10 protein-coding genes are annotated in these 12277 nt (G+C 70.1%); 3 read left to right on the top strand and 7 right to left on the bottom strand.

Features of this window, described 5'->3' with window-relative positions:
- Nucleotides 1–37: 37 nt before the first annotated feature.
- From ACIRRA_RS01000 to ACIRRA_RS00980, 5 genes are all read right to left on the bottom strand, one after another.
- The gene (locus tag ACIRRA_RS01000; RefSeq protein ID WP_402761372.1) at nucleotides 38–949 is read right to left on the bottom strand and encodes a dienelactone hydrolase family protein; all 912 of its coding nucleotides are present in this window, start codon (nucleotides 947–949) and stop codon (nucleotides 38–40) included.
- Nucleotides 950–959: 10 nt separating this feature from the next.
- Complete coding sequence (locus tag ACIRRA_RS00995) at nucleotides 960–1187, bottom strand: hypothetical protein (RefSeq protein ID WP_402761369.1); 228 nt, start codon at nucleotides 1185–1187, stop codon at nucleotides 960–962.
- Between the two features lie 122 nt (nucleotides 1188–1309).
- On the bottom strand, nucleotides 1310–2800 hold the full coding sequence (locus ACIRRA_RS00990; protein ID WP_402761366.1) for a flavin-containing monooxygenase: 1491 nt from the start codon (nucleotides 2798–2800) through the stop codon (nucleotides 1310–1312).
- Entirely contained in the window at nucleotides 2793–3863 is a 1071-nt protein-coding gene (locus ACIRRA_RS00985; RefSeq protein WP_402761363.1) for an FO synthase, read from the bottom strand. The genes ACIRRA_RS00990 and ACIRRA_RS00985 overlap by 8 nt, the downstream gene beginning before the upstream one ends.
- A 349-nt stretch (nucleotides 3864–4212) precedes the next feature.
- The gene (locus ACIRRA_RS00980) at nucleotides 4213–4848 is read right to left on the bottom strand and encodes a DUF4097 family beta strand repeat-containing protein (RefSeq protein WP_402761360.1); all 636 of its coding nucleotides are present in this window, start codon (nucleotides 4846–4848) and stop codon (nucleotides 4213–4215) included.
- 128 nt (nucleotides 4849–4976) lie between these two features.
- Here ACIRRA_RS00980 and ACIRRA_RS00975 point away from each other — a divergent pair, with 128 nt between their 5' ends.
- Nucleotides 4977–8156, top strand: a complete 3180-nt coding sequence (locus ACIRRA_RS00975) for a BTAD domain-containing putative transcriptional regulator (protein WP_402761358.1) — start codon at nucleotides 4977–4979, stop codon at nucleotides 8154–8156.
- Here ACIRRA_RS00975 and ACIRRA_RS00970 read toward each other — a convergent pair.
- Both ACIRRA_RS00970 and ACIRRA_RS00965 read right to left on the bottom strand, forming a co-directional pair.
- Nucleotides 8140–8949: an ABC transporter permease gene (locus ACIRRA_RS00970; protein WP_402761356.1), complete on the bottom strand. Its 810-nt coding sequence runs from the start codon at nucleotides 8947–8949 to the stop codon at nucleotides 8140–8142. The two genes, ACIRRA_RS00975 and ACIRRA_RS00970, sit on opposite strands and share 17 nt — an antisense overlap.
- Nucleotides 8946–9890, bottom strand: a complete 945-nt coding sequence (locus ACIRRA_RS00965; protein WP_402761353.1) for an ATP-binding cassette domain-containing protein — start codon at nucleotides 9888–9890, stop codon at nucleotides 8946–8948. The genes ACIRRA_RS00970 and ACIRRA_RS00965 overlap by 4 nt, the downstream gene beginning before the upstream one ends.
- A gap of 271 nt (nucleotides 9891–10161) precedes the next feature.
- On the opposite strand from ACIRRA_RS00965, the gene ACIRRA_RS00960 reads away from it, so the two are divergent.
- Nucleotides 10162–10392 (top strand): hypothetical protein, encoded by a 231-nt coding sequence (locus ACIRRA_RS00960; RefSeq protein ID WP_402761350.1) that lies wholly within the window; start codon nucleotides 10162–10164, stop codon nucleotides 10390–10392.
- 116 nt (nucleotides 10393–10508) lie between these two features.
- Complete coding sequence (locus tag ACIRRA_RS00955; RefSeq protein ID WP_402761347.1) at nucleotides 10509–12062, top strand: acyl-CoA carboxylase subunit beta; 1554 nt, start codon at nucleotides 10509–10511, stop codon at nucleotides 12060–12062.
- Nucleotides 12063–12277 lie beyond the last annotated feature (215 nt).

Below are 12277 nucleotides of genomic sequence, written 5' to 3'. Positions count from 1 at the left end.
CTGCGCGGGGCGTGGCGAGGCCGGCGTTACGGCGGGGTCAGGCCAGGTAGCGGCCGTACCATTCGAGCACCCGGCGCCAGGCCTCCGCGGCGGCGGTGGGCTGGTAGCGGGGGCCGGTGTCGTTGAAGAAGGCGTGGTCGGCATTGTCGGCCACGAAGCTCTCGTGCGGGAGCCCCGCCTTGTCCAGGGCCGCCTCGGCCGCCGGGCGGGAGGCGTCGACCCGGCTGTCCAGCGCGCCGTAGACGGCCAGCACCGCGGCCTTGGATCCGGTGACCTCGCCCCCGTCGGGGAACGGGCCGTAGAAGGGGGTGGCGGCCGCGAGTTCGGGGGTGCCCGAGGTGAGCAGCAGCCAGGTCAGGCCGCCGCCGAAGCAGAAACCGGTGGCGCCCAGCTTCTTTCCGGGCACACGGCGCTGCAGCTCGGTCAGGCCCGCGCGCAGATCGGCGACGAAGCGGTCCTGGGGGATCTTGCCGAGCGCGGCGGTGGCGGCCGCCTGATCGGTGAAGGTGGCGGTGCCGCCCTCCTCGGAGAGCAGATCCACCGCGAGCGCCGAATACCCGACGCCCGCGAAACGCCCTGTCACCGAACGGATGTGGTCGGTCAGACCGCGGTTCTCGTGGATGACCAGCACGCCGCCCATGGGCTGGGACGCTTCGGCCCACGCGGCCTGCAGGGTGCGGCCCTCGGGTCCGGCGAAGGTGATGGCGGTGGGCTGCAGGGCTGTCGCGGTGCCGGGCGGTGCGGCCGGCGATGGCGCGGACGAGCTCGCGGCGGGGGTCGTGGGGGAGGACTGTTTGCCCGAGTCGGCGCAGGCCGCCAGCAGCGCCACGGCCGCCGGTGTTCCCATGCCGAGCAGTCCGAGCCGCCGGAGTGCTTCCCGGCGGCTGAGCAGGCCCTCAGCGTGATCGGTGGCGATTTCCTCTGCGATATAGCGCTGCAGCGGCGTCATGCCCCCCAGCCTAGGCCGACGGACCGGTCCGGTCCCGGCCGAAACGCTGTGGATATGCCGTCCGCCAAGATGGCTGAATGATCGCCACCATGGCTGCGGTCGCCGTATCCCTGGTCGTCCGGGGACTGCCGGCGACCAGACCGGACCGGTGGCGGATCAGTCCGCCGATGGTCGCGGTCACCACCGGCGTGATGGTGCCGATCGATTTCGCACCCGCGGTGGTCATCCTGCGGGACAAGCGAATTCCGGTGCGGTGCGCATATTCTCGACGGCGAGAGCGGCTACAACGACCGAATCGTCTGCCCGCCGGCGGTTACCGTCGTCGCGTCACGGCCCGTTCCGGCGCGTGAGCGGCGGGGGTCACCGGTAGGCGGAAATGTCGAAGGCGCCGTTGCTCTGGCGGAACGAGACCGCGGAGTCCGGCCAGAGCAGTGTGACGCGACCGGTCTGTTCGTCGCGGTACCAGCTCGTGCAGCGGCCCTGGGTCCACACCGTGTCGCGGGCGCGCTCCTCGATATCGAGCATGGAGGAGCGGACCGCCTCGGGCGTGACCTCCAGGACTGTGTCCGCGCCGGAGGCGAGATGGTCCAGGGCGCTGAGCACGTAGTCGATCTGGGTCTCGATCACATAGATCGCGGAGTTGTGGCCCAGCGCCGCGTTCGGGCCGTCCAGCACATACATATTGGGGAAGCCGTCGACGGTGGTCGACGCGTGCGCGACCATGCCGTTGCTCCAGCGCTCGGACAGCAGTGAAGTGCGGCCCCGGATGTGCTTGGCGATCGACGGCCGGGTGGCGTTGAAACCGGTGGCGAAGACCAGAATCTCGAGATCGTAGGTGTGCCCGCTCGCGGCGATGGCCAGACCGTCGTCGATGCGGGTCAGCTCGGTCGGCTCCAGGCGGACGGTGTCCAGCTGCAGGGCCGCGTAGTAGTCGTCGGAGAAAAGGATTCGCTTGCAGCCGATTTCGTAGTCGGGGGTCAGCTGCTGCCGCAGGCGCGGATCGCGGACCTGGGCCGCCAGATGGTCCATGGCGCGCTGGTGCAGCAGATCGATCTCCGGGTGACGACGGCGCCGCGCGGCGATGCTGAGCTCGGCCTCGGCGAACAGCTCGTCGCGCAGTTCGGTGATGGTCCGCGGATCGGCGGCGAAGCTCGACAACTCGTCGGGGGTGTAGAAGCGGTCCCCGCGCGGCAGCACATAGGGCGCCGAACGCTGGAAGACCACGACCTCGCTGGCCTCGCCCGCCAGCCGCGGCAGGATCTGGACCGCGGACGCGCCGGTGCCCACCAGGCCGACCCGCTTGCCGACCAGCGACACCTTCGGATTCCACCGCGCCGAATGCCAGTGCCGCCCACCGAAATTCTCCAGCTTCGCGACCGGCGGGATCCTGGGTTCGGTCAGCCGTCCGGTGGCGATGATCAGGGTGGCGGCCGAGAAGTCGCCGCGGGAGGTCCGGACGAACCAGCGCGCCTCGGCTTCGACCCACTCCGCCTGCTCCAGCGCGCAATTCAGCCGCAGATACGGTTCCAGCTCCTCCTGCTGGACGCACGACCGCAGGTAGGCGTGGATCTCCGCGCCCTCGGCGAACACTCGCGACCACCGCGGATTCGGCCGGAACGAAAAGGAATACAGGTGGGCGGGGATATCGCAGGCCACGCCCGGATAGCGATTGTCGCGCCAGGTGCCGCCCACATCGTCGGCCTGCTCGATGATGACGAAGGAGTCCCGGCCCCGGCGGGCGAGCTGGATGCCCATGCCGATACCGGCGAAACCCGCGCCGACGATCAGGACGTCGACCAGTTCGGGGCTCGAATGTCCTTCGGCGCCGGCCGGATCCGTGGTCTCAGGCATGGCCGTACCCGGTGGTGCGGCGGCGCGGCGAGCGGCCCAGCTCCTCGGCGATCCGATCGGCATCGGTGACGGTGAGGCTCAGCCCGGCCTCCGGACCGGACTCCGGCGCGAGCCGGCCGTCGAGCAGCAGGCCGCCGAGATCGTTCGCGCCGCCGCGCAGCAGGGCGACCGCCACCGCCAGCCCCAACCGGGGCCACGCGGCCTGAATATTGTCGATGCGCCCGTGCAGGAGCAGCCGCGCGACGGCGTGCACCGCCCGCGTCTGCCGCCGGAGTGCTTCGGGCACAACGGGATCGAGGAAGCCGGACGCCGCCGTCACGGGAACCATGGGCATGGCGATGAATTCGGTGAAGCCGCCGGTGCGATCCTGGATGTCGGCGAGCAGCCGCAGGTGCGCCACCTGCTGCGCGGGGGTCTCCACATGCCCGTAGACCATGGTCGAGGTGGAGGTCAGGCCCGCGCGGTGGGCGGTCTCGATCACCTCCACCCAGCGGCTCACGGGCAGGTCCGGGCTACCCTTCAACCGGGCGCGGACATCGTCGTCGAGGATGCGCGCACCGGTGCCGGGGACCGATCCGAGGCCGGAATCCTTGGCCCGTGCCAGGAATTCGTCCAGTGGCATCGAGCGGCGCGCGGCGCCGTCGAGCAGTTCCTCCGGGCGGAAGGCGTGCAGGTGCAGGGGAGCGGTCTCGGTGATGGCGGCGATCAGCGCCAGATAGTCGTCATCGCTGTCGGCGGGCAGCGGGCCCTGCATGCAGATCTCGGTCGCGCCCAGCGCGTGCGCCTCCGACACCAGCGCGGCCAGTCGTTCCCGCGCCGCGGAGCCGGAGACCACGGCGGTATCAAGATTCCGATTCACGACATAGGTGAGGGCATCGCCGACCGTTCGCTGCCGGAGCGCGTCGGCCAGCTCGCACAACCGCTCCAGCTCGGAGCCGTCCGCGTGCAGCAGCGCGATGTATCCCGCGTCCGGCAGGCCCGCCGGATTCCGCTCCGCTTCCGCGAGCCACTCCCGCACCCGGCCCGCATCGGACAAGCCAACCTCGGCGACACCACGATCCACGATCGCCACGATACCGCCGCGCCTCCGGGCGTCCCGGCCCGCTCGGTGCCGCGCACACCCCGGCTCCGATTCGGGCGGGCCGGAGGCGTCCGAGCAGGGCCGGGAGTTCGGTGCCGGCGAGGAGGGCGCGGAAGGGCCGGCTGTCGTCGCGGGACAGGATGCCGGCGCGCTGCGTGACATCGAAAGCGTCGTAGGGGGTTTGGCCCTGCGGAGCGTCGTAGAGGGCTTCGCCCTGCCGAGCGTCGTAGAGGGCTTCGCCCTGCCGAGCGTCGTAGAGGGCTTCGCCCTCCGCAGAGCTCGGGGCCGCCGGGTGGGCGGCCCCGAGCCGGGATGTGGACGACCATGCGGGTCAGGCGGCGGTGGTGTGCCCGATGGTGATGTTGCCGTAGGAGTTCCGGGCGTGGACCTCGACGATGTCCTGCGGCCGGCTGACGGGGTACAGCTGGTTCTGGATGGTGCCCTTCTGCGCATTGGTCTCCATCCGGGCGGCGCTGCCGGGGTGGATGCCGACCGACAGGTCGCCGGTGGAGGTCTCCACGTCGATCACGCCGCGGGTGGCCTCGACGATGCGGATGTCACCCTTCGCGACCTTCGCGGTGACCGAGCCGAGCGGGCGCTCGACGGTGATCTCGCCGGCGGAGACCTCCAGCTCGCACTCGCCCAGTGGGCCCGCGCCCAGCAGGTGGCCCATGCCGAGCGAGCCGGTCACGCGAGAGCCGGCGGGCACCTCGATGGTGACCTCGGCCGACCCGCGGCCCGCGAGCGGGGAGAACTTCCGCCAGCCCTTGGGGGCCTGCACGGTCAGGGTGCCCGCGGCGAACTCGGCGCGGATCTGCTCGGCGGCGCGCACGTCCTCCTTCTTGGACGCGTCGGCCGGGCGGATCTCGACGACGGTGTCGGTGCGGTTCGAGGCGATGACGGTGACGTTTCCGGCGGCCACGTCGACGGCGACGGTGATGGCTTCGGGGGTCTGGAACGCGGTCATGGTGTTTCTCCTTCGAGGGTCTGTGCTGCTGATGTGACTACTTTCGCGAGCCCGGCTGACAGCGCCCTGACGCCGGACTGACACGTCCGCTGACACGCGTTCGGCCCGGCTGGACAGCGCACGGCAGAATGGTCCGGGTGCAGATCGGAATGCTTGGGCCGCTCGAAATCCGGGCAGACGACGGCGGATTACTCGAGGTACCGGGCGCCCGGTTGCGGTCGCTGTTGATCGCGCTCGCGCTGGAACCCGGCCGGGCCGTCTCGAAAGGGCGGCTGGTCGACTGGATTTGGGGCGAGGAGACGCCGTCCGATGCGGCGAATGCCTTGCAGGCCTTGGTTTCCCGATTGCGGCGGGTGCTGCCGGACGGGTCGATCGACGTGCAGGCGGGCGGATACCGGCTGACGGTGGCGCCCGGCGACATCGACGCCGTGCGGTTCGAACAGCTCCTCGACCAGGCTCGTGGCGGCGACGACCTCCACCAGGCAGAGCTGCTGCGCGAGGCCCTCGCACTGTGGCGCGGCGCGCCCATGCGGGACATCGGAGCGCAGGACAGCGCGGCCCTCGACGCGGTGATCGCCCGGCTCGAGGGACTGCACCTCGGTGCGCTCGAGGATCGGTACGACGCGGAACTCCGGCTCGGCCGGGGCGCGGAACTGGTCACCGAACTGAATGATCTGGTGGCCCAGCATCCCGTGCGGGAACGGCTCGCCGCGTCGCTGATGCGCGCGCTCGCCGCAGCGGGCCGGGGCGCAGAGGCGCTGGTCGTGTACCAGCGGGTCCGGGAGGCCCTCGCCGACGAGCTGGGTGTGGATCCCTCGCCGGAGCTGTCCGCCCTGCACGTCGCCCTGCTGCGCGGGGAGGTGGGCGGGCGGGAGGACGACCGCCGGACCAACCTGCGCGCCGAACTGACCCGATACGTCGGCAAGCAGGCCGACGTCGCCGCGGTGCGCACCCTCGTCGCCCGCCATCGGCTCACCACGGTGACCGGTCCGGGTGGTTCGGGAAAGACCAGGCTGGCCACGGAGACCGGGCGGGCACTGCTCGACGGGCTGCCGGACGGCGCGTGGCTGGTGGAGCTGTCCTCCGCGAGCGCGGGCGGTGACCTCGCGCAGGCGGCGCTGGCCGCGCTCGGGCTGCGGGACGCGCTGCTGGGCGGCGGGTCGAACGTGGAACCCATGGACCGGCTCATCGCGGCCATCCGGGAGCGCGACATGCTGCTGATCCTGGACAACTGCGAGCACGTGATCGAAACCTCGGCGGCGTTCGCGCACCGCCTGCTCGGGGAGTGCCAGCGGCTGCGCATTCTCGCCACCAGCCGCGAACCGCTCGGTATCACCGGTGAAGCGCTCTGGCAGGTCGAGCCTTTGGCGCTGCCCGCCGCGGACGCGGACCCCGGCGCAATCGAATCCTCCCCGGCCGTCCAGCTTTTGCGCGACCGCGCCGGCGCGGTGCGCCAGGACCTCGGCGCCGATGCCCGCACCTTGGCGACCATGGCCCGCGTGTGCCGGGCGCTCGACGGGATTCCGCTCGCGATCGAGCTGGCCGCGGCCCGCCTGCGCACCATGTCCCTCGAGCAGCTCGCCACCCGTCTCGATGATCGGTTCCGGCTGCTGACCGGCGGCAGCCGGACCGCGCAACCGCAGCACCGGACCCTGCGGGCGGTCGTGGACTGGAGCTGGGAACTGCTCAGCGAGGCCGAACAGGCTGTGCTGCGCCGACTTTCGGTGTTCGCCGGTGGTGCGAGCCTGGAGGCGGCCGAACAGGTCTGTGCCGGTAGCGAATCCGAGGGGCGGCCCGCGGCGGTCGAACAGTGGGAGGTGCTCGAGCTGCTGACCGCGCTGACCGAGAAATCGCTGCTGCTCACCGCGGGCGACGCCGGGCCGCGCTACCGGATGCTCGAGACGATCAAGCAGTACGCCCGCGACCGGCTCGTGGAGGCGGGGGAGGCGGACGCGGCGCGGCGCGCGCATCTGGCGTATTTCACCGGACTGGCCGAGACCGCGGAACCGCATCTGCGCCGGGCCGAACAGCTGGAGTGGCTCGCCGTGCTCGAACCCGAGCACGACAATATCGCGGCCGCCATGCGCGGCGCGCTCGCTGCGGAGGACGCGACCGCGGCCATGGGGCTGGCCGCCGCCGCCGGCTGGTACTGGTGGCTCAGCGGGCACAAGGCCGAGGGCATGGAGCTGGTCACCGCGGCCGCACGGACACCCGGCGAAGCCGACGACGAGACCCGGGCCACGGTGTATGGGCTCGTCGTGCATTTCATGACCTCCGGCCCGAATGACGAACACCATGTGGAGGAATGGATCCACAAGGCATACCGGGCCGGCGGCGATCGGACCGGCGCCGGCCGGACCGGTCATCCGACGCTGGCGTTCGTGGTCGCGCTGGAACGGATGCTGCAGGGGCCGGACGAGTTCCTGCCCGCCTTCGAGGCGCTGCTCGGCGACGACGATCCGTGGGTGCGGGCGCTGGCCCGGCTGCAACTGGGCAAGTTGCGGACCGTGCTCGGCCAGGGCGGGCCGGAGGCCGATGAACAGCTGGAGCTGGCGCTGGCGGAGTTCCGGGCCGTCGGTGAGCGCTGGGGGATCTCGTTCGCGCTGACCGAGCTGGCCGACAGTCTCGCCCTGCGCGGCGAATTCGCCAGTGCGTGTGAGTATCTCGAGCAGGCGATCGCGGTGGTCGCCGAGGTCGGCGCGATCGAGGACCTGGTCCGGATGCGCTCACGGCAGGCGCAGCTGTACTGGCTGCTGGGCGACGCGGCAGCGAGCGCGGCCGCCATGGCCGAGGCCCAGCGGTACGCGGATCAGACCGGCTGGCCGATCGTGCTGGCCGAAATGGCCCTGGCCCGAGCGGAATTGGCGCGCTGGAACGCGGATCCCGAAGAGGCGCACCGGCAGATCGGCCTCGCGACAACCCTGCTGGACGGGGAATCCGAGCAGCCGTTCATGAGTGCGGTGATCCACGATCTGCTCGGCTATCTCTCGAACGGTCTCGACGAGGCCCGCGACCATCGGGCCGCGGCCTTCCGGGTGGCGTCGGCGGCGGGGCACGCGCCGCTGCTGGCCAAGGTGCTGGTCGGTCTGGCGGATCTGGCGCTGCGGGCGGAGCAGGACGAGCAGGCGGTGCGGCTGCTCGCGGCCAGTACCGCGGTGCGTGGCGTATCGGATCATTCCCACCCGGATGCGGCCCGGATCGAGCGGACAACGCGAAGTCGCCTCGGTGACGTGAAGTTCACCGAGGCGACGGGGGAGGGGGCGCGGGCGGTCTGGCATGAACTGGCCGAGATCACGCTCGCTTCGTGAAAGTGGCACGGGACCACAGGTATCCGACGATCGCGAACCCGGCGCACCAGGCCAGCGCCGCGGCGGTGTAGCCGCCCGACGGGTGCCCGGTGAGGAACCCGCGCAGGGACTCGATGATCGGGGTGAAGGGCTGGTACTGCGCGAACTGCCGGACGCCCTGGCCCATCTGGCCGGCCGGGACGATCGCGCTGCTCACGAAGGGCAGCATGATCAGCGGCACCACGGACATGCCCGCGGACTCCGGGGTCTTGGCGGCCATGCCCAGCGCGACGGTCAGCCAGGACGCCCCGAACGAGGTGGCCAGGACGATGCCGAGCGCGCCCAGCCAGTCCAGCGCGGTGGCCGGCGGCCGGAAGCCCAGGGCGAACGCCACTCCCAGCACGGCCGCGATGGCGACCACATTGGTGAGCATGGTGGCCGCCACGTGCCCGGTCAGCACGGCGCCGCGGGAGACGTCCATGACCTTGAACCGGTTGATGACGCCCTTGGCCATGTCCGAGCTCACCGCGACCGCGGTGCCGGAGAGCCCGTAGCTGATGGCCAGCAGGATCATGCCCGGTGTCGCGTAGTTGATGTAGTGCTCGCCGACATTGAAGGCGCTGCCGAACACGTAGACGAAGATCAGCAGCATCACCACCGGCATCAGCGCGGCGTTGAAGATCGCGACCGGGTTGCGGGCGATGTGTTTGAAGTTGCGGCGCAACATGATCGCCGAGTCGCCCAGCGACGCCGTCAGGGCGCCGGTCGCGGCGGTGCGGTTCGGGGTGCTGCCGGTGGAAACGATGGTGCTCATTGTGCGTCGGCCTCCGTGGTGGCGTGCCCGGTCAGGGCAAGGAAAACGTCATCGAGATCAGGGGTGTGGATGGAGACCTCCGCGGCATCGACCGCGTGATCGGCGAGCCGATCCAGCAGGGCCCGCAGGGTTTTCGTGCCGCCGTTGCCGGGCACCTGCAGGGTCAGCGCCTCGCTGTCCATGGTCGCGGCGGGCAGGATCCGCGCGGCGGCTTCCAGTTCGGTGAGGCGGGTGAACCGCAGCTGGAGGTAGCTGCCGGGTACGCGGCGCTTGAGGTCGTCGGGGGTGCCTTCGGCGACGATGCGGCCTCCGTCGAGGACCGCGATCCGGTCGGCCAGTTGATCGGCCTCCTCGAGGTACTGGGTGGTGAGGAAGATGGTCACGCCGTCGGAGGTCAACTCCCGCACAATCTCCCACATGGTGCGCCGGCTGCGCGGGTCCAGTCCGGTGGTCGGCTCGTCGAGGAAGACGATGTCCGGCTTGGTGACCAGCGTCATCGCCAGGTCCAGCTTGCGGCGCATGCCGCCGGAGTAGGTGGCCGCCTGCTTGCGCGCTGATTCGGTCAGGTCGAAGCGCTCCAGCAGGGTGTCGACCACCTGCTTGCGCTCCATGCCCCGCAGCCGGTGCAGATCGGCCATCAGCTGCAGGTTCTCTTCGCCGGTCAGCAGGTCATCCACCGCCGCGAACTGACCGGTCACGCCGATGGCCGCCCGCACCGCCTTGGTCTCGGTGGCGATGTCGTGCCCGGCGACCCAGGCCGTCCCGCCGTCGGCCCTCAGCAGCGTGGTCAGCACGTTCACCGTCGTCGTCTTGCCCGCGCCGTTCGGCCCGAGCAGCGAGAAGATCGTTCCCGCACCGATATTCAGATCAATGCCGTCGAGGATCGTCTTGTCCCCGTAGGCCTTCCGCAGCCCTGAGGCCGCGATTGCTGTGCTGTTCATGTGGACTACTGTCGCGACCCGGCCTGATACCGGCCTGACACCGACCTGATACGCCCTCTGGCACGGTGTTATGCCTGTTCACAAGGGATGGACGAGGGCTGTCAGCCGTTGGGCGGAGCCAGCAGGACGACGCGGCCCGCTCCGCCTTCAGCTATTCGAACTTCACTTACCCCGCCCCCGTCATCGGCGGCCCCAACTGTCGGGGCTGTCGGTGCCCGCGGCCCGGGTCTCATACTGGCTCCCGTCAAGATCGAGAACGATGGAGTCGCAAATGAATTCGAAGAAGACCCTCGCCGCGTTCGCCGTCTCCGCGGCGCTGCTCACGCCCGCTGCCGCGCTGGCCGCCCCCGCCCAGGCTGATGCGCCCGCGCCGACTCGGGCCCAGGCCGTGGACGGCACCGCCACCGGCTCCTCCAGCGGGTCCTACTCCGTCGCCAACAACCTGGTCTGCATCCTCTTCCACACCAGCCTCAACGGTTCCGTGGGCGTCCCGTTCTGCTGACGGCCGCTGGCCGGGACTGTGATTCAGCACGTTTATCTGCTTCAGTGACCCGTACTGTCTCGGCACCGCTTACCGTCGCGGGGTACAACAGTTCGTTTGGGAAGGTGGCAACAAGCGTGATCGGTACGCGGGCGAAGCTCGATGAACTGGCCAAGATCCTGGAGATGGCCGCGGAGCCGGCGGGTGAGGCCGGCATCGCCAAGCGGGCGTCGAAAGGCATTCCGAGCGTTCGGCAGCGGGTGGAGATGCTGCTCGACCGCGGGACGTTCATCGAGACCGGTGCGCTGGCTCGCCAGCCCGGTCAACCGGACGCGCTCTACGGTGACGGACTGGTCACCGGCCGCGGGCTGATCGGGGGGCGTCCGGTGGTGGTGATCTCCCACGATCAGACCGTGTACGGCGGGTCGGTCGGTGTCACGTCCGCCCAGAAGTTCATGCGGGCACTGAAATTCGCGTTCGACAACGCGTGCCCGGTGGTGACGATCAACGATTCGGGCGGCGCGCGGATCCAGGACGCGGTGGGTTCCATCGCTTCGTTCGGTGATATCTCCCGGGTGCTGGAGAAGTTGTCCGGCTATGTGCCGCAGGTGTCGATCATTCTCGGCAAGTGCGCCGCGGGCTCGGTGTACGGGCCGATCAATACCGACGTGCTCATCGGCACCAAGGATTCCTACATGTTCGTCACCGGGCCGGAGGTGATCAAGGCCGTCAATGGCGAGGACGTCACCGCCGAGGAGTTGGGCGGCGCGAAGGTACAGGCCGAACGCGGCACCCTGCATCACGTGGCCGAGACCGAGCAGGATGCCTACGACTGGGCCCGTAACTACCTGAGCTTCATGCCGACGAGCTGCGTCGAACAGCCGCCGATCGTGAATCCCGGTCTGGAACCGGAGATCACGGCCAGTGATCGGGAGCTCGACACGATCATCCCGGATTCCGATCGCGCCGGTTACGACATGCACGAGATCCTGCTGCGCATCTTCGACGACGGCGAGTTCCACGAGATCCGCGCCGCGTTCGCCCCCAACCTGATCACCGGCTTCGCCCGCGTCGATGGCTACCCGGTCGGCGTGATCGCCAATCAGCCACTGGTGCTGGGCGGTTCCATCGATGCCGCCTGCTCGGACAAGTCGACCTACTTCATCCGGCTCTGCGACGCCTTCAACATCCCGCTGGTGTTCGTCGCCGACACTCCCGGCGTGCTGCCGGGCCTCGCGGAGGAGGCCAACGGCGTCATCATCCGCGGCGGCCGTGTCCCGCGCGCCATCATCGAGGCGACGGTGCCGATCATCAACCTGGTGGTGCGCAAGTCCTACGGTGGCGCGTACGGCATGATGGCCGCCCGGCAGGTCGGCGCGGACGTCAGTTTCGCCTGGCCCACAGCCCGTATCGCGGTGATCGGCGCCGAAAGCGCGGTCGACCTCCTCGGTAAGCGGCAGTTCGCCGCGATGCCGGAGGAACATCGCGCCGCAGCCCGCGAATTCATGATCAACCAGTACAACGAGACGGTCGCCACCCCCTGGGTCGCCGCCGAACGCGGCTACATCGACGCCGTCATCGAACCGTCCCGCACCCGCCTGGAAATCCGCCAGGCCCTACGCCTGCTCCGCGACAAGAAGCCGGTCAAGCCGGAGTTCAACCCCCGCAAGCACCCGGTGTACCCGATGTGACCCGACGGCGCGAAAATTGGTGCGGGACAGCCGTGTTCCCGTGCCGTCGCCAGGATTCGAAGCCGCGAGCACTTCAGCAGGATCCGTGAGCTCGATCGCGAACGCCGCCACGTCAGCTCCCGAACGTCTCGGTGCGGGTGGGGGTGGCGACGTTTCGCGCTGGCGATGGTCTCGCACCACGACTTCCTCAGCCACGGTCCGCCGGAAATGCCGGT

Source organism: Nocardia sp. NPDC101769, assembly GCF_044766925.1.
In the GTDB taxonomy this organism is placed as follows: Bacteria; Actinomycetota; Actinomycetes; order Mycobacteriales; family Mycobacteriaceae; genus Nocardia.
The sequence above is the reverse complement of the archived record's forward strand: the minus strand, read 5'-3'. Positions and strand labels throughout refer to the sequence as shown.